This window comes from Vibrio sp. D404a, from assembly GCF_030248535.1.
Classification (GTDB): Bacteria; Pseudomonadota; Gammaproteobacteria; order Enterobacterales; family Vibrionaceae; genus Vibrio.
This window is the reverse complement of sequence record NZ_JAHGAJ010000015.1, coordinates 1-26,416: the sequence shown is the minus strand read 5'-3', so window position 1 is coordinate 26,416 and position 26,416 is coordinate 1. Positions and strand designations below refer to the sequence as shown.

The 26,416-nt window shown below is 45.6% G+C and carries 27 protein-coding genes, 1 tRNA gene and 1 other annotated feature; of the genes, 10 read left to right on the top strand and 18 right to left on the bottom strand.

The features are described from left to right. Nucleotides 1-18: 18 nt before the first annotated feature. From KI655_RS09085 to KI655_RS09055, 7 genes are all read right to left on the bottom strand, one after another. The gene (locus KI655_RS09085; RefSeq protein ID WP_285403829.1) at nt 19-414 is read right to left on the bottom strand and encodes a GspS/AspS pilotin family protein; all 396 of its coding nucleotides are present in this window, start codon (nt 412-414) and stop codon (nt 19-21) included. A gap of 1 nt (nt 415) precedes the next feature. Beyond that, nucleotides 416-712, bottom strand: coding sequence for a YciI family protein (locus KI655_RS09080; protein ID WP_285403826.1), 297 nt, complete (start codon nt 710-712; stop codon nt 416-418). 180 nt (nt 713-892) lie between these two features. Further along, nucleotides 893-1,318 carry an acyl-CoA thioester hydrolase YciA gene (gene yciA / locus KI655_RS09075; RefSeq protein ID WP_285403824.1) on the bottom strand — a complete coding sequence of 142 codons (426 nt, stop codon included), beginning with the start codon at nt 1,316-1,318 and terminating at the stop codon, nt 893-895. A 118-nt stretch (nt 1,319-1,436) separates the two neighbouring features. Further along, nucleotides 1,437-2,003, bottom strand: coding sequence for a septation protein A (locus tag KI655_RS09070; protein WP_285403822.1), 567 nt, complete (start codon nt 2,001-2,003; stop codon nt 1,437-1,439). Nucleotides 2,004-2,111: 108 nt separating this feature from the next. Further along, nucleotides 2,112-2,360, bottom strand: coding sequence for a hypothetical protein (locus KI655_RS09065; RefSeq protein WP_285403820.1), 249 nt, complete (start codon nt 2,358-2,360; stop codon nt 2,112-2,114). A gap of 266 nt (nt 2,361-2,626) precedes the next feature. Further along, nucleotides 2,627-3,187: a hypothetical protein gene (locus KI655_RS09060; protein WP_285403819.1), complete on the bottom strand. Its 561-nt coding sequence runs from the start codon at nt 3,185-3,187 to the stop codon at nt 2,627-2,629. 139 nt (nt 3,188-3,326) lie between these two features. Next, nucleotides 3,327-4,526, bottom strand: coding sequence for a dicarboxylate/amino acid:cation symporter (locus tag KI655_RS09055; protein ID WP_285403831.1), 1,200 nt, complete (start codon nt 4,524-4,526; stop codon nt 3,327-3,329). A gap of 529 nt (nt 4,527-5,055) precedes the next feature. Between KI655_RS09055 and KI655_RS09050 the strand changes: the two genes are divergently transcribed. Continuing rightward, on the top strand, nt 5,056-6,492 hold the full coding sequence (locus KI655_RS09050) for a nodulation protein NfeD (RefSeq protein WP_285403818.1): 1,437 nt from the start codon (nt 5,056-5,058) through the stop codon (nt 6,490-6,492). Between the two features lie 66 nt (nt 6,493-6,558). After that, nucleotides 6,559-7,353 (top strand): slipin family protein, encoded by a 795-nt coding sequence (locus tag KI655_RS09045; RefSeq protein ID WP_285403817.1) that lies wholly within the window; start codon nt 6,559-6,561, stop codon nt 7,351-7,353. A gap of 91 nt (nt 7,354-7,444) precedes the next feature. On the opposite strand, the gene trpA is transcribed toward KI655_RS09045, so the two are convergent. The 7 genes from trpA to KI655_RS09010 form a co-directional block, all read right to left on the bottom strand. Further along, nucleotides 7,445-8,251, bottom strand: coding sequence for a tryptophan synthase subunit alpha (gene trpA / locus KI655_RS09040; protein WP_285403816.1), 807 nt, complete (start codon nt 8,249-8,251; stop codon nt 7,445-7,447). Then, on the bottom strand, nt 8,251-9,441 hold the full coding sequence (gene trpB, locus KI655_RS09035; RefSeq protein WP_032549317.1) for a tryptophan synthase subunit beta: 1,191 nt from the start codon (nt 9,439-9,441) through the stop codon (nt 8,251-8,253). The genes trpA and trpB overlap by 1 nt, the downstream gene beginning before the upstream one ends. A 138-nt stretch (nt 9,442-9,579) precedes the next feature. Further along, complete coding sequence (trpCF, locus tag KI655_RS09030; protein WP_285403815.1) at nt 9,580-11,007, bottom strand: bifunctional indole-3-glycerol-phosphate synthase TrpC/phosphoribosylanthranilate isomerase TrpF; 1,428 nt, start codon at nt 11,005-11,007, stop codon at nt 9,580-9,582. 24 nt (nt 11,008-11,031) lie between these two features. Beyond that, entirely contained in the window at nt 11,032-12,030 is a 999-nt protein-coding gene (gene trpD / locus KI655_RS09025; RefSeq protein ID WP_285403814.1) for an anthranilate phosphoribosyltransferase, read from the bottom strand. Between the two features lie 9 nt (nt 12,031-12,039). After that, entirely contained in the window at nt 12,040-12,648 is a 609-nt protein-coding gene (locus KI655_RS09020) for an aminodeoxychorismate/anthranilate synthase component II (RefSeq protein ID WP_152468520.1), read from the bottom strand. A gap of 2 nt (nt 12,649-12,650) precedes the next feature. Further along, complete coding sequence (locus KI655_RS09015; protein WP_285403812.1) at nt 12,651-14,246, bottom strand: anthranilate synthase component 1; 1,596 nt, start codon at nt 14,244-14,246, stop codon at nt 12,651-12,653. A 125-nt stretch (nt 14,247-14,371) separates the two neighbouring features. Then, nucleotides 14,372-14,486, bottom strand: a sequence feature (Trp leader region). Then, entirely contained in the window at nt 14,433-14,558 is a 126-nt protein-coding gene (locus tag KI655_RS09010) for a trp operon leader peptide (RefSeq protein ID WP_032549309.1), read from the bottom strand. Its footprint overlaps the feature before it by 54 nt. A gap of 118 nt (nt 14,559-14,676) precedes the next feature. On the opposite strand from KI655_RS09010, the gene KI655_RS09005 reads away from it, so the two are divergent. The 3 genes from KI655_RS09005 to rluB all read left to right on the top strand — a co-directional run bounded on the left by KI655_RS09005 (nt 14,677) and on the right by rluB (nt 17,415). After that, the gene (locus tag KI655_RS09005; protein ID WP_285403811.1) at nt 14,677-15,594 is read left to right on the top strand and encodes a PHP domain-containing protein; all 918 of its coding nucleotides are present in this window, start codon (nt 14,677-14,679) and stop codon (nt 15,592-15,594) included. Further along, nucleotides 15,594-16,214 carry an L-threonylcarbamoyladenylate synthase gene (locus tag KI655_RS09000; RefSeq protein ID WP_032549308.1) on the top strand — a complete coding sequence of 207 codons (621 nt, stop codon included), beginning with the start codon at nt 15,594-15,596 and terminating at the stop codon, nt 16,212-16,214. The genes KI655_RS09005 and KI655_RS09000 overlap by 1 nt, the downstream gene beginning before the upstream one ends. A 160-nt stretch (nt 16,215-16,374) precedes the next feature. Further along, nucleotides 16,375-17,415, top strand: coding sequence for a 23S rRNA pseudouridine(2605) synthase RluB (rluB, locus tag KI655_RS08995; protein WP_032549307.1), 1,041 nt, complete (start codon nt 16,375-16,377; stop codon nt 17,413-17,415). A gap of 202 nt (nt 17,416-17,617) precedes the next feature. Here rluB and KI655_RS08990 read toward each other — a convergent pair whose 3' ends face one another. From KI655_RS08990 to yeiP, 3 genes are all read right to left on the bottom strand, one after another. Beyond that, nucleotides 17,618-18,100 (bottom strand): RNA methyltransferase, encoded by a 483-nt coding sequence (locus KI655_RS08990; RefSeq protein WP_032549306.1) that lies wholly within the window; start codon nt 18,098-18,100, stop codon nt 17,618-17,620. Nucleotides 18,101-18,197: 97 nt separating this feature from the next. After that, nucleotides 18,198-18,527, bottom strand: coding sequence for an HI1450 family dsDNA-mimic protein (locus KI655_RS08985; protein WP_032549305.1), 330 nt, complete (start codon nt 18,525-18,527; stop codon nt 18,198-18,200). Between the two features lie 9 nt (nt 18,528-18,536). Further along, nucleotides 18,537-19,106: an elongation factor P-like protein YeiP gene (gene yeiP, locus KI655_RS08980; RefSeq protein WP_032549304.1), complete on the bottom strand. Its 570-nt coding sequence runs from the start codon at nt 19,104-19,106 to the stop codon at nt 18,537-18,539. A 137-nt stretch (nt 19,107-19,243) separates the two neighbouring features. Between yeiP and KI655_RS08975 the strand changes: the two genes are divergently transcribed. Further along, nucleotides 19,244-20,011: a nucleotidyltransferase domain-containing protein gene (locus tag KI655_RS08975; protein ID WP_285403810.1), complete on the top strand. Its 768-nt coding sequence runs from the start codon at nt 19,244-19,246 to the stop codon at nt 20,009-20,011. A gap of 80 nt (nt 20,012-20,091) precedes the next feature. On the opposite strand, the gene KI655_RS08970 is transcribed toward KI655_RS08975, so the two are convergent. Further along, complete coding sequence (locus KI655_RS08970; protein ID WP_285403808.1) at nt 20,092-22,455, bottom strand: DNA polymerase II; 2,364 nt, start codon at nt 22,453-22,455, stop codon at nt 20,092-20,094. 435 nt (nt 22,456-22,890) lie between these two features. On the opposite strand from KI655_RS08970, the gene uvrY reads away from it, so the two are divergent. The 4 genes from uvrY (at nt 22,891) to KI655_RS08950 (ending at nt 26,330) form a co-directional block, all read left to right on the top strand. After that, nucleotides 22,891-23,535, top strand: coding sequence for a UvrY/SirA/GacA family response regulator transcription factor (uvrY, locus tag KI655_RS08965; RefSeq protein WP_032549301.1), 645 nt, complete (start codon nt 22,891-22,893; stop codon nt 23,533-23,535). A gap of 15 nt (nt 23,536-23,550) precedes the next feature. Then, a complete protein-coding gene (uvrC, locus tag KI655_RS08960) occupies nt 23,551-25,383 on the top strand; it encodes an excinuclease ABC subunit UvrC (protein WP_285403807.1) in 1,833 nt (610 codons plus the stop codon). A gap of 46 nt (nt 25,384-25,429) precedes the next feature. Further along, entirely contained in the window at nt 25,430-25,987 is a 558-nt protein-coding gene (gene pgsA / locus KI655_RS08955; protein ID WP_285403806.1) for a CDP-diacylglycerol--glycerol-3-phosphate 3-phosphatidyltransferase, read from the top strand. 269 nt (nt 25,988-26,256) lie between these two features. Next, nucleotides 26,257-26,330 (top strand) — tRNA-Cys (locus KI655_RS08950). Nucleotides 26,331-26,416: the final 86 nt, after the last annotated feature.

Sequence of the window (26,416 nt, the reverse complement as noted above, 5' to 3'; positions counted from 1 at the left end):
CGAATCTCGAATCTCGAACTAACTACCGCTTTCGCAGGTCTGCTTGCTAATAAGCTGTTCAACCATCAATTGACCGCGTGTATTGCGGATCTTGATGTTGTAGGCCAAGCCCATATCAAGGTTAGAGCGCACCTCAGAGTTAGTACAGTAGCTGTTCACACTGGTTTGCAGCACTTGGTTGAGTGGCTTTGCGCCTTGAGCGTCTTGGTTATAGATCATCATGATCTCTATCACCGTGTTCTTCGCCAGAACGCGCATTACTTTGAGCGGGCCATATTCAATCGGAAGGCCTGCAGACAAAACACCAGCTCGGTGTTGTGCCATCATTTCTAGTTGACGCTGTTGGTCTTGGTCACTTGAACTACAACCCGCAAGAACGAGTGCGGCCAGTGAGCCGATAATCCATTTTTTCACTTTAAAATACTTTCTTAAATGGTTTTACAATCACATTAGCATAGACGCCAGCTTCAATATACGGGTCTGCATCAGCCCAAGCTTGCGCTTCTTCTAGTGAATTAAATTCTGCAATGACCGTTGAGCCAGTAAAGCCCGCGTCGCCTGGGTTATCTGAATCGATAGCTGGCATAGGGCCTGCTGTTAACAAGCGGCCTTCATCGTGAAGTGTTTGTAGTCGCTCTAAATGTTTAGGGCGAACGCTCAGGCGCTTTTCCAATGAGTTTTCGACGTCTTGAGAAAAAATCACGTACCACATATTGGTATATCCTTATTTATACTTCACAAAAAAGAGGCTCGATGAGCTATCTAGCTAATTTACGCGAACTAATTGTATTTGGAAGGGGGAAAAAGAAGAAAGTGTGAATTGATGCGCGTCGAAGAGGGCGGGTCTTTAAAAGCTGAGTAGAAAACGTCCTAAAGACCCAAATTGAAGCCACTATTTTACTATTGGCTGTGAGTAGCCATTTAGCCATTTAGCTATCGCACGTGGCTTGCCTTCAGAATCAATCGCGACGTAGTTAAAGGTAGCGTCACACACCATAAAGCGGTCTTCAATACCGTGGTCACGCACTGGTTTAACCCAAACGGCAAGGTCGATGCTCATCGACGTACGACCGATCTTTGTACATTCCCCGTATACACATACCACATCGCCAACTTTTACAGGCTTTTTGAAAGTGATACTTGAAACCGATACGGTCACGATACGGCCGCATGAGATTTCCTTAGCCAGAATACCGCCAGCTAAGTCGAGTTGAGACATGATCCAACCGCCGAAGACGTCGCCGTTTGCATTGGTGTCGGCAGGCATGGCTAAGGTGCGAAGAAGAAGTTGGCCTTTAGGCGCATCAGTTTGACTCATTATAAGGGATTCCCAAAACATCAATAAGTCAGTGGCCAGCGTTGATTCTAGTGGCCACTGTGAACGAAATTATGTGCAAGATTGTAACAAAAACTGGGATTGAGATCTCATTCGACCATTAGTCCTGATCGCTATTTTTCCTGGAAAGCTGCTGTTGTTTATCCTTAGGTAGGCTTTTGTAGATGTATAACCCGGTCAACAAAGTAAATGTAATGGTCGCAATGAGTAGGCCGAAGACTTTGAAGTTGACCCAGGTGTCGAGTGGCAAGTTAAAAGCGACATAGACATTCGTAATGGCACACAGAGTAAAGAATGCGGTCCACGCCCAATTGATTTTGCTCCAAACAGAGTCGGACAGAGTAATCTCTTTCCCGAGCATACGTTTAATTGCTGGCTTACCCATGATTTGGCTAACCGCTAACCCAATGGCAAACAGCGCATACACAATCGTTACTTTCCATTTGATGAAGTTGTCGTCGTGCAGAAATATGGTCATACCGCCGAACACCGCAACCATGACAAAGGTAATCACCTGCATCTTTTCCACTCTTTTGTAGAGTAGGTAAGTGAGTGCAATTTGAATGGCAGTCGCCGCGATTAATGCACCGGTCGCGGTGTAGATGTCATACATTTTGTATAACGCAAAGAAGATAATAAGTGGGATAAAGTCGATGATTTGCTTCATTGAGACCGAACATCCTGTTGTTGGCTTTATATTCAGTTTAACCAAAACTGCCTCGATGCTGAATAGTCCGAGGCAGTGGTTAATGCAATATATGATTGAGCAAATCCGTCATCGCGAAGAGGTCGTTTGATAGCGTGGGATCAACTGTTTGATATCTTCAAGATAGCCTTCGCTTTTTAGGCTGTCTAAGGTTTGCTCCAACTCTTCTTCACTCATCATAAAGCAGGTTGATTTACCGGTAGTGAGGTCGAGGTATTCGTGGTATTCACGTTCGGTAAAGTGGCCAATTCTGTCCATCAGTAGTGTTTTAATTCCATGGTGAATCAAGCCGTAGTATGTGTGTCTTTGTAAGGTCATAGCTCATTCCTCCGATGCAAACCGCTATCTCTGTGATGCTGCTTGCGATTATGCGTGTGCTTGAGTAAACAACAGCAAGCTTAATGCCAGAATTAACCCATTTTGATTTAGGCTGCCGATTCAATAACTTGTCATATGGCTCCATGGGTAAGTGATTATGAAGAAGCAGTCAGAGCAAATCGATTAGCAAATTGAGAACCGATTTGAATCAGCGAACTGAATCATTCTTATTCTTTGGATATTTACGTCTCAAAATGAAAATCAGGTTAAAACTGATAATTTAAACTGAATACCAGTACGTCTGTTTGCAGCCCGGTCTCAAAACCAAAGCCATTGTAATGTACTGTAATCGTTGGTGAAATTATCGGAGTGATACCTAAAAGTTGGAATGAATTTTCTTCTTTTGTATATCCTGTCATCCCGCCGAGCCTAAACCCAAGATCTGCCCAATCGTTTAAAGGCCATTTCTTGTGATATGAAAACATATATGAGCGATTCTCAAACGAGTTGATCATGGTGCCGAGTTCAAAGCCCTTATATCCGATTCCTATGATGTTGTTATCCTCGTAGCGGTTTCTCGAACCAAGGTGAAGTGTGCGACCGTAGTAGGTTAAGTTGATCCCTTTGTCGTCGTAGTAAGAGTTATCCGTAAAGTCTTTGAATAGAGACTCGTAGAAGGGAGGCTCTTCGACGGGTTCGAGATCTTCAACGGACTTTACGCTTTCAAAGGACTGTAAGTTTTCAGCGGACTCTGAGCTTTCAGAGGAATTTGAAAACGGAGAAACGAAGCAGGTGAAAATGATGGCTGTCGTGGTAGGGAGTTTCAATGTGATGCCCAATAGAATGATTTATTGGGAATAGCGTACCAATAGCTGTGTGGATGAAACGTATGAGATCTTTTTTCGACATTTTCGAACAAAAAAGCGGCTCATGAGAGCCGCTTAAAACGATGTATTTTGAGCTAGATTAAGCTTGCTGCTTTTGCAGCTCTACTTCTTTCTCTTCATCTTTGATCAGTGAGTCAACGATAACCGCACACGCTGCATCACCAGTGATGTTCAGTGCTGTACGAATCATGTCGAAGATACGGTCAAGAGCGAACAGTAGTGGTAGACCTTCGATTGGAATACCTGCTGCTAGCAGAACGGCTACAACTAGGAATGATGGACCTGGGACACCCGCTTGGCCTACAGCACCAAGCGTTGATGTTACGATGATTGCGATGTACGCGCCCATTGATAGGTCGATGTTGAATAGTTGTGCAAAGAAGATAGCAACTAGGCCGTAGTAAATTGCGTTACCCGACATGTTGATTGTCGCGCCTAGAGGCAGAACAAATGATGCTGTTGAGTTACGAACACCCAGCTCGTTCTCTACTGTATCCATAGTTACAGGCAGAGTCGCCATTGAAGACGCTGTTGAAAGAGCAACGGCTTGTGGCTTCTTCATTGCTGTCAGGAACTTCTTGGCTGATGTCTTTGTGAAGATTTGAATCATCAGTGGGTACGCAACGAAGCCGAATACTAGGATTGCTGCTACGTAAACCACGAACAGTTTGAACACAACCATTAGTGCGCCAAAACCGAACGTACCTACCGCTTCAGCCATTAGACCAAATACGCCAAGAGGAGCGATGATCATGACTTTGTTGATCATCCAAACCATAGCGTCAACGATAGCGTTTACACCGTTGATGATTGGATCACGCTTCTCTTTCGCTTGCTTAGAGATTGCGATACCGAAGAATAGGCAGAATACTAGGATCTGAAGGATGTTTGCTTCGTTTAAAGACTGGAAAACGTTGGTTGGGATCATACCAGTGATGGTAGCCCAGAAAGTTGGAAGTTCGCCTTTCGATGCATACTCAGATGAGAACATACCTTCAACACCAGAAACGTCGATACCACGTCCTGGTTCGAATACTTCACCCATGATCAATGCAAGGGCAACAGCCAGTGCAGAAGTCAGTGCAAAGTAACCTAAAGTAGTGATACCTACTTTACCTGCTGATGAGCTATTGCCTAAGCCTGCTGCGCCAGAGATCAGTGCAACGGCTACCAATGGGATAACCAGCATCTTGATTAAATTGATAAAGATCGCACCTAGAGGAGCGAACATCGTTGCGCTCTCGCCCATCATAGCACCCACTACAGTACCTACGATCATAGCAATAACGACTTGAATGCCGATATTGCCTAGTAAACTCTTTTCTTTTAACACTTCCGTTACCTCTGTGCTACAAAATGTAAAATTCCTAGAACTACATGCCAATGTACGTCGTACCATTGGATGAATATTTCGTGATGAGTTTTACACTTATCTGTTACATTTATCAATATGAGCAGAGACGAAAATGCATCAAAAAACGTGACATGAATGTTATTTGGCGATCTTTTGCTCTAAAGCAAACGTTTGCCTCGGTTTTTTGATGTGATGTTATTTGTTTAATTTATAAAAGCCTTACCCCTGTGTGTTTTGTGAATACTTTCAAGTTTAGGGTGTTAATACACACTCGTTAACATTTGCTTTTCATTTGTGTGCTTTTTTTAAGCGTTTCAGTGTGACTTGAGATTAGTATGTTTGTTGTGCGAAATTTAGCCTGAACTATGCTTAAGGTATCGAGTTATTACCAAGATGTTACCTCTGCGCTTTAAATAAAACGTCTATCTAGCATCTCAGTTGTAAGGAGAGAGGCATGGCTTTTATATTGAAGTGCCTGTTTGCGTTTCTTCTGCTGTTCAGCTCTGCAAATTCTCAAGCCGACGATGTTTGGGTCATAGAGGTGAATGGAGGGATAGGTCCGGCGACCAGCGATTATCTCACAAGAGAAATAGAACAAGCTCATGATGAGCAAGCTAAGCTCGTCATATTAAAAATAAATACGCCCGGCGGGTTGGATTCGTCGATGCGTGACATCATTCGCTCCATCACTACATCACCGGTTCCTATCGCGACTTGGGTTGGGCCTGCAGGCTCGCGAGCCGCTAGTGCTGGCACTTATATCTTACTCGCCAGTCACATCGCCTCTATGGCTCCCGGAACCAATTTAGGCGCTGCAACACCCGTCTCGCTTGGGGGAGGGAAAGCACCTTCCGATCCTTTGTCTCCGCAAGACGACTCTAATCAAGATGAAAAATCGAAACCGAGTGAGCAGCACGATACTAAGCAAGAGAACCCTGACCAAGTAAAAGCAACCACTGCGATGGAGAAAAAAGTCATCAACGATGCTGCAGCTTACATCGTCAGCTTGGCGAAACTGCACAATCGCAATGAAGAGTGGGCCGAAAAAGCGGTAAGAGAGGCGGCCAGCTTGGACTCAGAAAATGCACTTGAGCTAAATGTGATTGATTTCATCGCGAGCGATTTACAGCAGCTGGTTGAGATGACCAATGGACGCACTGTTATCATCAATGGCATCAATCAGGAAATTCAGCTCAATCAGGTCGCCTTTCTAGAGCGTGAGCAAGATTGGCGTTTCAGTCTGCTGTCGGTGATCACCAACCCTAACGTTGCCTACATTCTTATGCTCATCGGAATCTACGGCTTGCTTCTCGAGTTTTATAACCCTGGAGTCGGCCTACCGGGTGTGCTTGGTGGCATCTGTTTGCTGTTAGCGATGTATTCATTGCAAATGCTGCCCGTGAGTTACGCTGGCCTTGCACTAATACTGCTTGGGATTGCTCTGATGATTGCTGAAGCTTTCAGTCCAAGCTTCGGCATTTTCGGTTTAGGGGGAGTAGCGGCGTTTTCACTCGGTTCAATCATGTTGATGGATACCGAAGTACCAGGCTATCAAATCGCTCTACCATTAATCATTGGCATCAGCTTGTTCTCTGTCGGCTTTATTGTTGTGACGATATCAATGTTGGTTCGTGTGAGAAATCAGCGAGTGACAACGGGCATGGAAGCGGTAGTAGGGGGAACCGGTAAAGTGGTCAGCGGTTTCCCGGGGTCAGGCAGAGTTTTGGTTGAAGGCGAAATCTGGCAAGCCAAATGTACTGATAAGCTGCAAGCTGGACAAAGCATCAGAGTGACTAAGCTAACCGGTCTCTCGTTAGATGTAGAAGCGCTAGATGACGAAACAGTTGATATCGAAGATCATGTCGGAGGATCATCGACTCGGTCTAAATAGGTGAAATGGGTGGAGAGATGACCCAATGAAATCTCCTTAGTTATCGTTACCAGTAAGGGGGCGGTTATGTTTATACACACGATAGGTATTGTGGTTGTGCTCGTTATCTTGTTGATAGCTAGCATGTTCAAAGTGCTGCGCGAGTACGAGCGTGCAGTGGTGTTTTTCTTAGGTCGTTTTTATCGAGTGAAAGGGCCAGGTCTGATCGTCATCATTCCTTTTATCCAACAAATCGTGCGAGTCGACTTACGTACCATAGTCTTAGATGTACCAACACAAGACTTGATCACCAGAGATAACGTGTCGGTGAAGGTGAACGCTGTGGTCTACTTCCGCGTGCTCGACCCTAAGATGGCGATCAACAATGTCGAGAACTATCTGGAGGCGACAAGCCAGCTCTCTCAAACTACGTTGCGTTCGGTGCTGGGTCAGCATGAGCTGGATGAGCTTTTATCAGAGCGGGAAGAACTCAACAAAGACCTGCAAGCGATACTGGATCAGCACACTGATAACTGGGGGATTAAAATCGCCAACGTTGAAATTAAACATGTCGACCTTGATGACAGTATGGTTCGAGCACTCGCTAAACAAGCAGAAGCAGAGCGTTCTCGCCGTGCTAAGGTGATACATGCAACGGGTGAGCTAGAAGCATCGACTAAATTACAAGAAGCAGCGGATGTTCTGAACAAGTCACCGAATGCAATTCAACTGCGATACATGCAGACGCTAACAGAAGTGGCGAACGAGAGAACCACAACGATTGTATTCCCAATGCCAGTCGACTTGGTGGATAAGATAACAGATCCCATCAAGGCAACATTGAATGAATCCGCAATTAAGAAAGCAATGAAGAGTGATTAAGTTTTGAGAGTAATAAAAAAGCGCCCATACTCGGGCGCTTTTTACTTCTTAAAGTGGCTTTAATCGCCTTTAGCGAACGCTTTGTTGGCGATTACTTTTGCGTTGCCGCCTTCATTGGAGCAATGAAGTCAGCCAGTTTATCAAGCATGATTTGTGGCTGTTCTACGTTTTGTTCGATGATCTTAACGACAGCAGAACCAGAGATAGCACCCGCAGCGCCTGCTTCAATCGCTTCTTTCACTTGCTCAGGTGCTGAAATACCAAAACCTAGTAGCGCTGGTGGCGCGTTGAATTGGTTTAGACGATCAAGCATGTGTCCAACAGGCATGTTTGCTTTTGTCTCTGCACCCGTTACACCGGCACGAGAAAGTAGGTAAGTGTAACCACCGCCAAGCTCCGCCACTTGCTTCAATGTTTCATCGCTTGCCGTTGGTGGTGCTATGAAGATTGGATGGATACCGAACTTCTCAGCAGCCGCAACAAACTCTGCGCTCTCGTTAGTTGGAACGTCAGCAATCAGAACAGAATCGATACCAGCTTTAGAACAGCGCTCGTAGAAGTCTTCAATACCGCGTGAGTACACAAGGTTTGCATACATTAGAAGGCCAATCGGCAGTTCTGGGTATTTCGCGCGAATCTTACCAATCTGCTCAAAACAGATATCAGGAGTTGCGCCTGAATCCAGAGCACGGATGTTGGCACCTTGGATAGTTGGACCATCTGCTAGCGGATCAGAGAATGGAATACCCAGTTCTAGTGCATCGGCACCAGCTTCAACTAGGGTTTCCATGATTTTGTAAGACTGCTCTGCGTTTGGATCGCAAACCGTTACGAACGGTACAAATGCGCCTTGGTTTTTCTCGTTTAGGCGCGTAAACATCTTCTCATAACGGTTCATTAGATAGCTCCTTTTTCTTCTAAGATGGCGTGTACGGTGAAGATGTCTTTGTCACCACGACCTGATAGGTTTACAACCAATAGTTGCTCTTTTTCTGGGTTCTCACGAGCCATTTTCAGTGCGTGTGCAACAGCGTGAGAAGACTCAAGTGCAGGGATGATACCTTCGTTGCGCGCGATCTCTTGGAAGGCTTCTAGTGCTTCATCATCGGTTACGTTGTCGTATTCTGCACGGCCAATTGCATTAAGGTGTGCGTGCTGAGGACCAACAGAAGGGAAGTCTAGACCTGCTGATACCGAGTAAGATTCTTCAACCTGACCGTTAGGGTCTTGCATTAGCGGCGCCTTCATACCAAAGAAGATGCCCGTTTTACCATGCTTTAGCGGTGCACCGTGCTGGTCAGTATCGATACCTTTACCCGCTGGCTCAACACCGATTAGGCGAACACTCTCTTCTTCGATGAAATCAGCAAACATACCGATTGCGTTTGAACCACCACCCACACAAGCGATAACTGCGTCAGGTAGGCGACCTTCACGAGCTAGAATTTGGTTCTTGGTCTCTTCGCCAATCATGCGTTGGAAATCACGAACGATGGTTGGGAATGGGTGAGGACCAGCTGCCGTACCCAGTAGGTAGTGTGCGTCTTCATATGTTGCTGACCAGTCACGTAGCGCTTCGTTACATGCATCTTTTAGCGTTGCAGAACCAGAGTGCACAGGGATAACTTCTGCGCCCATTAGCTTCATGCGGAATACGTTCGGGCTCTGACGTTCAACGTCTTTTGCACCCATGTAAACACGACATTTAAGACCAAGTAGAGCACAAGCCAGAGCCGTTGCCACACCGTGTTGACCTGCGCCAGTTTCAGCGATGATCTCTTCTTTACCCATGCGTTTTGCAAGCAGAGCTTGACCAAGCACTTGGTTGGTTTTGTGCGCGCCACCGTGCAGTAAGTCTTCACGCTTTAGGTAAAGCTTGGTCTTAGTGCCTTTCGTTAGGTTACGAGTCAGCGTCAGTGCTGTTGGACGACCTGCGTACTCTTGAAGCAGTGTCATGAACTCACTACGGAATTCTGGGTCCGCTTGAGCGTCGATAAACGCTTGTTCCAGTTGCTCTAGGGCTGGCACTAGAATCTGTGGTACGTATTGACCACCGTATTCACCAAAGTAGGCATCAAGTTTAGCCATCGTGTTATTCCTTCAATTTGCTTGGTATGTCTGGATACCAATGTCTTTAATCTTGTAGAGCACCTCATTGCGATGCTCTGAAATAGGGTCTGTAGACTGTCTACAGTGAATCATCTGTTCTTAAGTTGGGCTAGTCGCTCAGTATTGGCGAATGGCAGCAAACGCTTTGTTGAGTTTGTCTGCATCTTTCTTACCCGGAGCACTCTCAACACCTGAGTTAAGGTCGAGCCCTAAACAGCCTAAAGTGGCTGCTTGCTGTGCATTATCTGGGTTCAAACCACCCGCTAACATCACAGAGCTCTGATCGTTGATCAGCTGCCAGTCGAAGACTTGACCTGTCCCACCAGTCTGAGAGCCTACTTTTGCATCAAGCAGGTGGCGAGACACATTGCTTTCTAACAGCGTAGGCAGCGAATCTTCAACGCCGTAAGCTTTCCAAATCTCTACTTGTTCTGGTAGCTGATTTGCAAGTTCAGTCACGTACTGTTGTGATTCTTCACCATGAAGCTGAACACCGTATAAACCAAGCTCTTTCACGGCATTGACAACGCTAGCTTGGTCATGGTTTTGGAACACACCAATGTACTTAAGTGGTGCACCACTCATGGTCAAGCGTGCTGCCTCTAGGTCAACACAACGCTTAGACGCCTCAACAAAAATTAGACCACCGAATACCGCGCCGGCTTGGTAAGCTTTAGCTGCATCGTCAGGGTGAGTTAAGCCACAAACTTTGTTTTCACCCAATGTTACTTTGCGAACGGCAAGCTCTAGATTCTCTTCTGCCATCAATGAGCTACCGATAAGGAAGCCGTCTGCAAATGTCGCTAAGTCACGCACTTGCTGATGAGTGTAGATACCAGACTCTGATATCACGACTGCGTTTGGTGCTAACTCACGAAGTAGAGGTGCCAGCTCTTTGGTACGGTTTAGATCTGTGCTTAGGTCACGAAGGTTACGGTTATTGATGCCAATCACTTTCGCGTCTAACCCGACAGCACGGTGCAGCTCTTCTTCATTACTAACCTCTGTTAACACGCCCATGCCTAATGAGTGAGCAACTTCAGCGAGAGTACGGTACTCATCATCGTTTAGTACAGATAGCATCAGTAGGATAGCGTCTGCCGAGTAGTGACGAGCTAAGTAAACCTGATAAGTATCGACCATGAAGTCTTTACATAGGATTGGTTGCTTAGCGATGCTGCGTACTTTAGGCAAGAATTCGAAATCGCCTTGGAAGTACTTCTCATCAGTCAGTACCGAAATCGCATTTGCATGGTTGTTGTATACCGATGCAATGTATTCAAGGTCGAAGTCATCACGAATCAAGCCTTTAGAAGGAGACGCCTTTTTACACTCGGTGATGAATACGGTTTGCTCTTGGCTTAGTGCATCGTAGAAGCTGCGGTCTGAAGCGATTAGTGCATCTTTGAACTCATTTAGCGGTTGCTGCTTTTTACGCGCTTCAACCCATTGATACTTGTCGCGAACAATTTTTGCTAATACTTCTGCCATTTCTGCTTCTTTTACAGAAACGTGAGTTGATAACTTTTCGTTTGTCTGTGCCATCTTTCTAGTCTCAAATCTCGTTCGTTATGCGTGGTCGGCCAGTTGCTGTACAAGCTCATACGCTTTGCCAGAGTTCATTGCTTCCATTGCCTTCGCTGCGTTGGCTTTTAGATCTTCATGACCAAATAGACGCATCAGTAGAGCAACGTTAACCGCAACCGCACCTGCCTGAGCTTCAGTACCTTTACCTGTTAGGATATTGGTCGTGATAGCTTTGTTCTCGTCTGGCGTACCGCCTTTAATTGCTTCTAGCGGATGCTGATTGAGACCGAAATCTTTAGGGGACACAGTGTATTCATGAATCTGACCATCTTTGATCTCTGCAACGATGGTTTCACCGTGAATTGCAACTTCATCTAGACCGCTGCCGTGAACCACAGCTGCGCGCTTCATACCCATTTGCAGCATGGTTTCAGCAATAGGGCGCACTAGCTCTTTGCTGTAAACACCCATCAGTTCGATGTTAGGGCGAGCTGGGTTAATTAGTGGGCCAAGGATGTTAAAGATGGTGCGAGTTTTCATTGTTTGACGTACTGGCATCGCGTGACGTACACCACCGTGGTATTGCGGTGCAAATAGGAAAGCAACGCCAAGCTTATCAACGGCAGAGCGAGTGTCTTCTGCGCTCATCGCTAGGTTAATACCAAACTTATCAAGAAGATCCGATGAACCCGATTTGCTTGATACGCTGCGGTTACCGTGTTTCGCAATCTTTAGACCACACGCTGCTGCAACGAATGCTGAAGTTGTAGATATGTTGATCGTGTCATGGCCGTCACCACCTGTACCCACGATATCTGCAAAATCGTAATCAGGGCGTGGGAAAGGGTTAGCGTTTGCTAGTAGTGCTTTCGCTGCGCCTGCGATCTCTTCAGGTGTCTCGCCTTTAATTTTGAGTGCGGTAAGCACTGACGCCATCAAAATAGGGTCAAGTTCGCCTTTAATGATTATGTCGAAAAGCTGTTGGCTTTCTTCTTGAGTAAGAGATTGTTGGTCGTAAAGCTTATTTATAATCTGTTCCATGATCGTGTCCTATTTTCCATTCTTCTCAAGAGTTGTGTTCTTTTCTAAAGCCCATTCAATGGCGTTCGCCAATAGAGTTGCGCCGTATGTTGTCATGATGGATTCAGGGTGGAATTGGAAACCACACACCTTGTCTTGCTCTTGGACAACCGACATCACCAAATCATCGACTTCAGCGGTAATCGTTAGGCTTTCCGGTACGTGAGTCGCAACCAAAGAGTGGTAGCGCGCAATTGCAAGCGGAGAAGGCAGGCCTTGGTAAGTCGCGTGATTGTCGTGTTCCATCATCGAAACCTTACCATGAATGATTTCGCCAGCGCCTGCAACCTTACCGCCGTATGCTTCAACAATTGCTTGGTGACCAAGACAAATACCAATCATCGGTACTTTGCCTTTCAAGCGTTGAATCAACTCTGGCATACAACCCGCGTCAGCAGGAGCTCCTGGGCCTGGAGACAGCAGCGCAACTGGGTTTTCTAGCTCATTAATCGCTGCTTCTACCGCTTCTGCAGGGATGTTATTACGGTAGATCTTCACGTTGTGGCCTAGTGAACGGAACTGGTCTACTAGGTTGTAAGTGAACGAGTCAAAGTTATCAATAAATACGATATCAGCCATGATTAAGACTCCTGCTTGCTAGAGGTTGGCTTAGATGCAGTGTGCGCTGCTTGAATCGCAGAGATGACGGCCTGAGCTTTACCGCGAGTTTCGTCGGCTTCTGCCTGTGGGTCTGAATCGAATACCACACCTGCGCCAGCTTGAACTTGAGCAATACCGTTTTCAACGTAAGCTGAGCGAATCACGATACAAGTATCTAGAGTGCCTTCACCCGTTAGGTAGCCTACTGCGCCGCCATAACTGCCACGACGAGTCTGTTCAACATCACGAATCAGCTGCATTGCACGAATCTTAGGTGCGCCTGTTAGCGTGCCCATGTTCATACAAGCTTGGTAAGCGTGCAGAGCATCAAGGTCTTCACGAAGTTGGCCTACAACGCGAGAAACGAGGTGCATTACGTGGCTGTAACGGTCCACTTTCAATAGGTCTGCTACGTGGCGAGTGCCTGCTTCAGAGATACGTGCAACGTCGTTTCGCGCTAGGTCAACCAGCATCATGTGCTCAGCGTTCTCTTTTTTATCGGTGCGCAGTTCTAATTCAATGCGGCTATCTAGGTCGAAGTCGATTTGACCATTCGGACGCTTACCACGACGGCGAGTACCGGCGATAGGGTAGATTTCTACTTGGTTAGTCTCTTTCTCGTATTTCAGAGCACTCTCTGGTGAAGCACCGAACAGAGTAAACAGCTCATCTTGCATGTAGAACATGTAAGGGCTTGGGTTGCTCTGTTTTAGCTCTTTGTACGCTGCTAGTGGTGCAGGACAAGGAAGAGTAAAGCGACGAGAAGGAACCACTTGGAATACATCGCCTTTTACCACGTACTCTTTTAGGTCACGAACAGTCTGGCAAAAATCTTCGTCAGAAACACTTGGTACAGCTTCAACGTTATCAAGCGGAGTGACTTCTGCAATCTCTTTGAGTGATTGGCATTGAGTTTGGATATCCGCTAAACGTTCAGTCAGGCGAGTTTTGATTGTTTGATCTTCTGAGAAAACGCTCGCGTGAAGCAGACCTTCGTTCTGTTGATGGTCAAAACGAAGTAGCGTTTCAGCCACGTAGAAGACAAAGTCAGGGCAGTTATTAGTCGCTTCTGCATCGCCAAGTGGCTCGAAGTTTGCCACGATGTCGTATGCAAATAGACCCGCCATGAAAAGCGCGTGCTTGTTGTCTGGGTCTTGTGTAAAGCTGTGCTGAACTAAACGAAGTGCATCGAATGAAGAAGCTTCTCTTAGGCGAGAGTCTTCGTCTAGGTTAATGCTTGGTTGAGTAAAGGTCAGAGTCAGTACATTGTCTTTCAGTTCAGATTCAATGTCTGATTTCACGTTCGCATTTAGGTGTTCGATCAGATGTTGACCGTTATCTGTCAGAGCTTGGAAAGTGACCTGATGGCCTTCGCATACGATACGCACGGCAGAATCGATAAGCAGTAGGCTAGTGAGGTTTTGTTTAGACTCAATCTCAGCAGATTCTAGCAACAAGCTGTCTGTTTTATTTTCACACAATGTGTGGAATACGCTTGTTGGATCTTGCGAGTAAGGAACTGTCGCATTGATGACATCAATAGTTCCCAGCTTTTTGATTTCAATGGCCTTGTTCACAAGACCTCCTTTATGATTCTTTAAATTTCCTGCCGTACATAGTCGCATAAAGATACCGTTCGCCCAATCTAGAATCTGGTCAATTCGTTGATTTGTTAGTCAGTTGAATGTGAGATGTCCGACAAATTAAAAAGCCCGCTATGAAAGCGGGCTTAGTGATAAACTTTTTATAAACAATCTGTTTAATTAGAAGTACACGTTAGCCCACCAAGAACCTGTCCAAGTGCGCCACCAATTAAGCTCTGAACTTGCTTCTACTGAAGAAAGTTCTAAAACTTTATCTTTATGGTGTTGGTTAAATTCTTGTAACATAGTGAGCCTATAAATAAAGGTACTTCGTATTTGTGTACTAGTTAACTAGTTCGGGGCTCGCAAGTCAAGCCCAACAAAGCAAATATCGTGTTAAATGCAAAAATAATGAACAGAAAATATGAGAATTGATCTACATAGCCATACCACAGCCTCAGATGGTCGACTTACACCATCTGAACTGATTGACCGTGCGTTGAGCTTCAATATTGAAGTTCTGGCTATTACCGATCATGACACAGTTGATGCCCTTGATGAGGCGCATCGTTATATCCTTGATAATAAGCTGCCGATCCAATTGATTAACGGTATTGAAATTTCGACCGTTTGGCAGAACAAAGACATCCACATTGTGGGTCTAAACGTTGACCCAGAATCACCAGAACTTAATGCGTTAATTGAACAGCAGAAACAGCATCGTATCGGTAGAGCGGAGCTGATCGCTCAGCGACTGGAAAAAGCGACGCGCGAAGGTGTGCTAGAAGAAGTGAAAGCGATTGCCGGTGATGCGCCGATTACCCGAGCTCATTTTGCTAAGTGGCTGGTTGACAATGGCTACGCGAAGACCATGCAGCAGGTGTTTAAGAAGTTCTTAACTCGCAATAATCCGGGCTATGTACCACCAACATGGTGCAGCATGAGTGATGCGGTCACGGCAATTCATGCGGCTGGCGGGCAAGCGGTACTCGCTCATCCGGGTCGCTATGGCTTTACTGCTAAGTGGGTGAAACGTCTATTGACTGCATTTGTTGAAGCGAACGGTGATGCGATGGAAGTGGCTCAACCGCAACAGGCGCAACAAGAAAGACGCACTCTTGCGGATTATGCTATACAATACAAACTATTAGCCTCTCAAGGCAGTGATTTTCATTACCCATCTCCTTGGATGGAGTTAGGGCGCAATCTTTGGCTGCCTTCTGGAGTCGAAGAAGTATGGAAAGATTGGGAGTTTCAAACGTTTTCGTCATCTGAAACATTACCAGACGAACAAGCTCCTTCTGAAGATAGAGTCGAGAGACTCGATAATGAGGAAAAATAATGAGCCAGTTTTTTTATGTACACCCAGATAACCCACAAGCTCGTTTGATTAATCAAGCGGTTGCTATTGTCCGTAATGGCGGTGTTGTGGTTTATCCAACAGACTCGGGTTATGCTCTTGGCTGTCAGCTTGAAAACAAACAAGCATTAGATCGTATCTGTCAGATTCGTAAAATCGATGATAAGCATAACTTCACGTTGCTTTGTCGCGATCTTTCTGAGCTTTCTCTTTATGCACGTGTTGATAACACGGCATTTCGTCTATTAAAAGCTCACACGCCGGGCCCTTACACGTTCATCTTTAAAGGAACGAAAGAGGTGCCACGTCGTCTAATGAACTCGAAGAGAAAGACCATTGGTATTCGTGTTCCGGATAACAAGATTGCACTCGATCTATTGGAAGCACTGGGCGAACCTTTGATGTCAACGTCTTTGATTCTACCGGGTAACGAGACAACGGAATCTGATCCTGAAGAGATCCGTGATCGTCTAGAACATGCAGTTGACGTAATTCTTAATGGCGGTTACTTAGGTGAGCAACCAACCACGGTAGTTGACTTTAGCGATGATGATCCAGTAGTCGTTCGTGTTGGTTCAGGCGATCCAGAACCGTTCGAGTAACCCTGAAACTCGTTCACATCATGTTACTGTGCATTCGACGGTAATGTGTAAATAACGAGTGATTTTTCAAAGGTTCTTTGCGATAATGCGCGACCGCGATTTTGGTCGCGTATATTTCATTCGACGTCTGTGAAGACGACAATTAGGTAGAAAAGAGTAAATGAGCGAAAAATTACAGAAGGTTTTAGCGCGAGCTGGTCACGGCTCTCGTCGTGAGCTGGAAGCTTTAATCAGAGCAGGTCGTGTAAGCGTTAACGGCCAAGTCGCGAAATTGGGTGAGCGTCTAGAAGACGAAAACTCAGTGATTCGTATTGATGGTCACACTGTATCAGGTAAAGCGTCTGAAGAAGTGGTTTGTCGCGTACTTGCTTACTACAAGCCAGAAGGTGAGCTTTGTACTCGCCACGACCCAGAAGGTCGTCGTACTGTGTTTGATCGTCTACCTAAAATCCGCGGTTCACGTTGGATCTCGGTAGGTCGTCTTGATGCGAACACATCAGGTCTTCTACTTTTCACAACTGATGGTGAGCTAGCAAACCGTCTAATGCACCCAAGCCGTCAGGTTGAGCGTGAGTACCTAGTACGTGTGTTCGGTGAAGTGACTGAACAGAAGGTTAAGAACCTAGTACGCGGTGTTGAGCTAGAAGATGGCATGGCGCGTTTCGAAGACGTCGTTTACGCTGGTGGCGAAGGTATGAACCATACTTTCTACGTAGCGATTAACGAAGGTCGTAACCGTGAGGTTCGTCGTCTTTGGGAATCACAAGAAACGACAGTGAGCCGTCTAAAGCGTGTTCGTTACGGTGATATCTACCTAGACAAGAAACTGCCTCGTGGCGGTTGGAAAGAGCTAGACCTTCAAGAGGTAAACTACCTACGTCAACTGGTAGAGCTTAAGCCTGAGAAAGAGACGCTACTAGACCTTGATCCTTCGAACACATCACGTAAACGTGAGCGTTCTCGTAGCCAGAAGATTCGTCGTGCTGTTAAGCGTCACGAAGAGCGTGCAAATGCACCAAAAGGCCGTAGCAACCAGCCTAAGCGTAAGAAGCCAGCAACTCGCGGCACAACAACGCCAGATGCAGGTCGCAGCGCACCGAGCAGCAAGGGCAAGCCAAGCAACTCTCGTTCAGGAAATGGTTCTCGTGGCAACAACACGAACCGCCCGAACAAGCCAGCTAAGCCAAGAACTCGTCAATAATTAGCGACTTCTTTTGAATACTAAAAAACCTGCTAACTTAGCAGGTTTTTTTACGTCCAAAAGAAGGGGAAGATGCGGGATGAGGTAATCGAGTAGCGAAAATATAGTGCTGTAATCGGCAGTATGTGAACTCTTCGCATCTCTCATCTCGTTTACTCGAATCTACTAATCTTTTCGTAACTCGTATCTCGCATCTGATTTTTTATTTATGATTCGAGAAGTTATCGCCTTTTGCCATGCGATCATAAAGAATCACGTTCACCGCTGCGGCTAAGTTCATGCAACCATTGGTTGGAACGTAAATCGTCTCGCGACAGAAATCGGTGATCTCTTTCTTCAATGTGCCATCTTCAGGGCCGAAAATATAGAACGCGCGAGGAGGGTGCTTGTATTCAGGCAGAGGCTTAGCGCCTTCAATCAAATCAACAGCAACAGGTACGCACCCTACCGGAATAATGTCTTTTAGGTCTTCAACACCAATCAGTGGTAGCTCTAAGTGCTTCTCTTTAGTGTCGGTATGGAATTGACGTGCGTGGTCGTAGCGCGTGCCTGTATAGAACACAGAATTTGCGCCGTAACAGCCTGCTGCACGCATAACCGAGCCTACGTTTTCTGGCGTTTTTGGGTTTACCAAGCCAATACAGGCATAGCCTTTTGACTGAGTATCAGTTTTTGCTTTGGTCATAATTGGTAATGGTGAAATCGGTGACAAAAATTAGCCGAGCATAGAGCCCGGCTAAGATATTGGTGTGCTCATTGATAGAGCAGCACAAGCTTAAGTTCTAGTCACGCTTCCACAGCATGTGGCAGAACTTATGGTCTGGGTCTCGGCTGATCAGCATACGCGCGAAAACGTCATCTAAAACGTCGTCTTCTTCGTTTACTAGACCAATGCGAATTTCAGCGTAGATCTCTTTGTCGACTTCAAAGCCAACATGACCGACCCAATCGTCACCCGTTTCAACAAGTTCAGCAGCGCCGCGATCTTCGAACTGTGCTGTGAATAGAATCACGTCTGCAGGCTCTAGGTTATCCGGTGCCATCTCTAGGAAGATGTCGTATGCAGTGTCGATTGCATCATCATAAGACATTAAGTCATTAGCTTCGGTCATATCAGTATCTTAGCTTGCGCGGTTCATGTATTTACGTTCAGCAGTGTTGATCACAACTTTATCACCCGTTGCGATGTACTCTGGAACTTGAACGGTTAGGCCTGTCGCGAAACGAGCTGGCTTTGTACGAGCAGATGCAGAAGCGCCTTTGATTGACGGGTCTGTCTCTTCGATAACAAGCTCAACAGAAGTTGGAAGCTCAAGCGTTGCAGCGTTACCATCGATTAGGATTGCGTACATGCCTTGAGTTTCTTCGTTGATGAATAGAAGCTCGTCTTCGATCATCTCGCCGTTAAAGATGTACTGCGTGTAGTCTTCGTTGTCCATGAAGATGTACTCGTTGCCATCAACGTAAGAGAACATTACAGCGCGTTTAGTCACATCGATAGTTTCAACGATTTCGTCAGCCTTATGGCGAACTTCAGCTTTTACGCCTGTTGCTACGTCGTTACCACGGAAACGGTAGATCTTTTGACCACCACGACCGCCTGGTGTTGTGATTTCGATATCTTTAACTAGAAGCGTTTTGCCATCTACGTCGATCGCAAAACCTTTTTTAATTTCACTTGCTCTAGGCATTTTGTGTTTATCCTTATTGGTTCTATCCGATGATTATATCTCGGAGAACCTATAAATAGGAATAGCTTGAATCATAAAGTCTCCTAAGCGATCATAGAGAAATAGTTAAATCATTCAATTTATTGACGAACTCACTTATGCAGCTACCTGTTATTGACCCGAAAGTGCCTTTCCAGCCTGAGTTTCAACCTGTGGTAAACGACCTGATTACATTTTTAAAAAGTGGTTTAGGTTCGAATCTTCACAGCGTTTACATCTATGGCAGTGTAGCTAGGAAAACGGCAAAGCCTGGACAATCTAATCTTGATGTTGTTGTAGTCACGCACCGTTCGTTTGCCGATCAAAGAACCACGCTACTCAATACGATTAAGTGGCGCTTCCAAAAGAGCTTCCCTCAGGTAACGCAAGTCTCTATTAAAACAGCGCTAGTCAGTGAAATTGTCGACTTTGAGAATATCTTCACTTGGGGTTTCATGCTTAAACACCTGTCGGTATGTGTGCATGGTGAGGATCTTTCAGATTGCTATGGCGACTTCGAAACCAGTTGGGAAATTGCTAAACACTGGAATATGGACGTTGAAAACTGGTTGGCGGTTTATCGTAACAAGATTGCACGAGCCGCGACGCCGGAAGAGCAGATTGCCGCACAGGTTATCATTACCAAAAAGCTGCTCAGAGCCAGTTATTCGCTGATCATGTACCGAGATAAGTATTGGTATGACGATCCACGTGAATGTGGTCAGCAGTTTTTGAAATATCATCCTGACAGAGAGGTAGAAATTCAACGCTTAGGGGTATTGTTGGCAGGCAAGCCAGTTCCTAAACGTTCGGTAATTGGGATTTTGGATGGCTTTGGCGAGTGGTTGGTCAAACAGTATGAGAAAACCGAGTTTAGGATTGGTTAAAAGTGGGTAAATGATAGAGAGCAGAAGCACGGCGCTTCTGCTTTTTGCTATTTACTATGGGCTATTTGGAATAAGTGACTCTAGAACAACCCTAACTGTTGGCCACTGACTTGTTCAAAATCGAGTCCAATAAAAGGCAATATCGCTTCCGCGACAGGTTTCAACTGCTTATCAATATAATGTTGATAGTCGATACCGCTTTTCAAGTACTCTTTTGGCTCTGGGCCGTTTAAGGTAATCAAATACTCAATTCGCCCTTTGTTTTGATATTGAAGAGGGCGGCCTAGCTTTTCGTTTATCTCATCCGCCATACGTGCTGCTCTTACTTGAGGCGGAATATTTTTCTGATATTCGTGCAGTTGACGTCTCAAGCGTTTTTGATAAACCAGCAAATCATCGTGTTTGCCAGCCGCTGTTTCATCGACAAAATTGCGGACATAGTCGGTTGGGTCTTGGTCATGAAAAACCATCTCATACAAGGTTTGTTGAAAGCGCTGTGCAAGTGGAGTCCAGTCAGTACGTGCGCTCTCTAGGCCTTTAAATACGATCTTCTCATCGCCTTGTTCGCCGATTAGTCCTGCATAGCGTTTCTTTGAGCCTGTCTCTGAACCACGAATAGTGGGCATCAAGAACTTGCGATAGTGAGTTTCGTACTCGAGTTCAAGGATGGAAGACAGGTTGTACTTGTCTTTAAGATGTTGTGTCCACCAATCGTTGATATATGCGACAAGCGATTGACCGATTTCATCCGCGTCTTCTTTACTGTAACTACCATTCAGAGATACAAATGTAGAGTCGGTATCACCATAGATAACTTGATAACCTTTCTCTTCGATAAGTACTTTGGTCTGTTTCATGATCTCATGCCCGCGCATGGTAATCGACGACGCTAAACGAGTATCAAAGAAGCGACAACCTGATGAGCCTAATACTCCATAAAATGAGTTCATGATGATTTTGATCGCCTGCGAGAAGGCCTTTTCATTGTTCTTCTTTGCAACGTCGCGCGCAGCCCATAAGGTTTCGATCATCTCAGGAAGAAAGTGTTTGCTGCGGTGGAACTGACCACCCCTAAACCCTTCGACTGCTTGGTCATCACCACGTCCAACCTGTTGCTTCAACCCTTCGATCAAGCCCATTGGGTCAATTAGGAAAGAGCGAATAATAGAGGGGTATAGGCTCTTAAAGTCCAATACCAGTACTGAATTGTAAAGGTTAGGGATCGAATCCATCACGTAGCCGCCAGGGCTAGCAATCCAGTTCTCTGGCTCTAGGTTTGGGGCTATGTAGCCAGCGCGATGAATCTGAGGCAAATAGAGGTTAGTAAAGGCCGCCACAGAGCCTCCAACCTTATCAAGCTCAACACCGGTTAAACGAGATCGTTCAATGGCAAAGTCAATAAGGTGAGTATGTTCAAAGATACGGTTTACCAAAACACAGTCTTGAAGGTTGTATTTCGCCAGTGAGGGCTTATCAAACTTAAACATACGGTTAATCTCATCCATACGGTCATGCACGTTATGGATGTCTTTACCTTCATTGAGAAGCTCCTGAGATACCGATTCTAAAGACCAAGACCTGAAATGGTAGGTTGCGGTTTTGAGCATGTCGATGCCGTCCAACACCACACGCCCAGGAATCGTAATAAATCCTTGCTGACTTTGAGCTGAGCTACGGAAAAAACTGGGTTGGTTATCACGACCGATATTGAGTTTAATCTTGTTCCATTCCGCGCGTTTGTGGAGTAGTCGAAAGTCAAAATCAATCACGTTCCAGCCGATGATCACATCTGGGTCAAAGCGCTTAAACCAATCAATCATCGCTTCTAATAAAGCAGCTTCATCCTTTACCCATTGTATGGCGGTATCGGCCTCTTGTTCTGAGCCTACCATGATGACGCGGCTGTCCATCGGGCTGTCGAGGCCGATAGAGTAGAGGATGCCTTTCTCAGAACATTCAATATCCAATGAGACGACGGATAGGGTAGGTAAGTATTCGCCAGCTCTGCATTTGGCTTGAGTCACTTTATGATGCTGGTGGCGCGCAGTCATAGTGCCAGTGAACTCGACACTTCCTTTGATGAAGCGTTCCATAAGGAAGCGATCGGCGAGGCGGATATCACCTTCGAATGTAGGAATAGACTCTTGGTTGAATGCTTGGTTGAGTGCGCTACTCTCGCGAATGAGGCGTGTATAGCAACCCGCGAGAGGGGTATGGGAGAAATTGGTCAACTCAAGGGGTTTAATCTCACAAGCTATTCCTGCTTCTTTGGCTAAGCGTTGACATGTGTCGATGTTGGACTGTTCAATAAAGAAGATAGGCTTTTCGCCTTGTACCGTCAGCAAGGTCGGGCCTTTAGGCGTGCTCACCCAAATGTCGATTTGAGTCTGGCCGGAAAAGTCTCTTGCTTGTCGTGTAAGTACAAAGCCTTGCTGAATATCCAATATCGTTGCCTGTGGTGCTGTTCTTGAAATAGGTAGCCGATTCTAGCACTTAGTGCCCAACCTGATACAAAAGTCAGTGAAAATAGCCAGATTTTTTGTCCTGAAGGTCAGCAGAACGGGACTTATCGAACAAAAAGGTGATTTTGTAACAATTGTTCAATTCACGGTATTGAAAATATATTTATCTTGTGTAAATTAAATGGTCGGCATCTTAACTGATTGTTTTTTAATAAAGCTTAGTCAAGTAAATGTGGTTCTTGTAAATAAGTACTTGCTAAAGTTCGCGTTTCAGCACATATTCAACAGAGCTTTTTTTAGCGATTTACGTTAAGATGTACAGCAATGCTGCGATCCACTGTTCCTTTGTTCAATTGTTTCAAATACATGAATCAATACGGTGGTTGCAGAGCCAATTAATAGTGTGGAGATACAAGTTTGATAAATGTTTTCCTTGTAGATGATCACGAGCTGGTTCGCACAGGGATACGACGTATTATTGAAGACGTCCGTGGAATGAACGTAGCAGGGGAAGCTGAAAGCGGTGAAGAAGCAGCAAAATGGTGTCGTACCAATAATACAGACGTCATTTTGATGGACATGAACATGCCTGGCATTGGTGGCTTAGAAGCAACCAAGAAGATTTTACGCTTTAACCCAGACATTAAAATCATCGTTTTAACTGTTCATACGGAAAATCCGTTTCCAACTAAAGTGATGCAAGCTGGAGCTGCTGGTTACCTTACTAAAGGGGCAGGTCCGGACGAAATGGTCAATGCGATTCGCGTAGTAAACAGCGGTCAGCGTTACATTTCACCAGAAATCGCGCAGCAGATGGCATTGAGCCAATTCTCGCCTGCGTCTGAAAACCCATTCGCTGACCTTTCTGAGCGTGAACTTCAGATAATGATGATGATCACCAAAGGCCAGAAAGTGACGGATATTTCAGAACAACTTAATCTAAGCCCTAAGACAGTCAATAGCTACCGTTACAGACTGTTCAGTAAGCTAGACATCAGCGGTGATGTAGAACTTACTCACTTAGCGATTAGACACGGAATGCTGGACACCGAGACCCTCTAGCACTGAGATTTTATAGTGACATCCTCATTTGACTCAGTCTCATTCCTAAAGACCGTAACAGAACAGCCCGGCGTTTATCGAATGTATAACGCCGAGGCTGTTGTTATTTACGTCGGCAAAGCGAAAAACCTTAAAAAGCGCTTAACTAGCTATTTTCGTAAGAAAGTAGACAGTGAAAAGACGCGTGCTTTGGTCAGCAACATTGCCAAAATAGACGTAACGGTCACACACACTGAGACAGAAGCCCTCATCCTCGAGCACAACTACATAAAACAGTACTTGCCTAAGTACAATGTTTTGCTGCGTGATGATAAATCTTACCCTTATATCTTTATCAGCGGCCATAAACACCCAAGACTCTCGATGCACCGGGGTGCGAAAAAGAAGAAAGGGGAGTATTTCGGTCCATATCCAGATTCAGGGGCCGTTCGAGAAACGCTGCACTTGTTGCAGAAGATTTTCCCTGCTCGCCAGTGCGAAGATACCGTCTACGCCAATCGTACGCGTCCATGTTTGATGTATCAGATTGGTCGATGCGCTGCGCCATGTGTTAGTTCTATTATCTCAGATGAAGAGTATGCAGAGCTGATCGGTTACGTTCGTCTGTTCCTACAAGGCAAAGACAATCAAGTGCTGGAAACCCTTGTTGAAAAAATGGAACAAGCGAGTCAGCAACTTAAGTTTGAACAGGCCGCGACCTTCCGTGATCAAATTCAAGCGATTCGACGTGTTCAAGAGCAGCAGTACGTATCTGATGATTCCATGGAAGATATGGATGTGCTCGGTTTCGCCCAAGAGAATGGCGTTGCTTGTATCCATATCTTAATGATTCGTCAGGGTAAGGTGTTGGGCAGTCGCAGTCATTTTCCTAAAATTCCGAACAACACAGTTCGAGAAGAGGTATTTTCGAGCTTCTTGAGCCAGTACTATCTTGCGCACAATGAAGCGAGAACTATCCCAACTCGTTTGATCCTCAATGCTGATTTATTGGAAGACGTTACTCCGATTCAAGAAGCTTTGTGTGAAGTCGCGGGTAGAAGGATTCACTTCAATACCAACCCTTCTGGTATTCGAGGCCGCTACCTTAAGCTGTCGAACACCAATGCGTTAACGGCAATAACCACCAAGATTAATCACAAAATGACGATTAATCAGCGCTTTAAAGAGCTTCAGGACGTCCTGTCGATGGACGCGATTAAGCGCATGGAGTGTTTTGATATCAGTCATACTATGGGTGAAAGTACGATAGCGTCATGCGTTGTCTTTAATCAAGAAGGGCCAGTGAAGCAGGAATATCGTCGTTATAATATCACGGGTATCACCGGAGGCGATGATTATGCTGCAATGGGTCAAGCGCTAGAGCGTCGTTATTCCAAGCAATTGGATGTGGATAAGATTCCAGACATTATCTTTATCGATGGTGGTAAAGGGCAGCTGAACCGTGCTCATGAGATTATTTCTCAATACTGGGGAGATTGGCCTGTTCGACCAAGAATGATGGGTATTGCGAAAGGGGTAACTCGTAAACCAGGTCTTGAAACCCTGATTACGCTTGAAGGTGAAGAATTTAACTTACCGAGTGATGCTCCGGCGTTGCACCTGATCCAACACATCCGTGATGAAAGCCATAATCATGCGATTGCTGGTCACCGAGCCAAGCGTGGTAAAACACGTCGCACCAGTGCGCTTGAGGGGATTGAAGGGGTAGGGCCAAAACGTCGCCAAGCTCTTTTGAAATATATGGGTGGATTGCAGGAACTTAAGCGTGCAAGTGTTGAAGAAATAGCCAAAGTGCCGGGCATTAGTCATTCTTTGGCAGAAAACATTTATCAAGCATTGAAACAATAGTAAAAATCCCGCACCATAAACGCGCAATGGAAAAGAGCCTAATAATATGCGTTTGAATATACCCAACATTTTGTCCCTACTGAGACTTTTCTTAATCCCAGTATTCGTTATCGTTTTCTACCTTCCTTATCAATGGGCTCCTTTCGCAGCTGCTATGGTTTTTTGGGTAGCCGGATTCACTGACTGGCTCGATGGCATGCTAGCGCGTAAGCTAGGTCAAACATCTCGTTTTGGTGCATTTATTGACCCAGTAGCCGATAAAGTTCTCGTAGCGACGGCACTGATTCTGATTACTGAACACTACCACTCAATTTGGGTGACGATACCAGCCGTGACCATGATTGCACGAGAGATCATTATCTCAGCACTGCGCGAGTGGATGGCCGAAATTGGCAAACGCGCAAGTGTTGCTGTTTCTTGGGTCGGGAAAGTGAAAACTGTCTCTCAGATGTTCGCCTTGTGGGTACTCATCTGGCGTTACGATGATTGGATGATTTGGGTAGGTTATGCAGCACTTTATGTGGCAACCATTCTGACTTACTGGTCAATGGCGCAGTATTTAATGGCAGCCAAAGATGATTTGTTGGATGAACAACATCATTAATTGAGAAAAGCGAGCCTTAGCTCGCTTTTTTGATCTTTGAATTTCACCATCGAAGTAATCTAGTGACGTGACAGTGTGATGTTGATCAACTTTAGTCATCGATTCTTTCGGTCTTTTTGTACATTAAGTTAGCTATTTAGCCCTTTTCGTATAAATACTATTCAAACGAATTAAAAATACAAAAATAGTGTTGACTCAAACGTGTGATTCCGTAGAATGCATCCCGTACCCAAGAGGATGGCGCTAAGCGATTGGATTGGAGTTACTAAGGCGCCTTGGCAGAGTGGCTATGCAGCGGATTGCAAATCCGTGGACCTCGGTTCGACTCCGGGAGGCGCCTCCATTCAAACCTCGAGTTTGAATACTATGCGACACTAGCTCAGCTGGTAGAGCGCAACCTTGCCAAGGTTGAGGTCACGCGTTCGAACC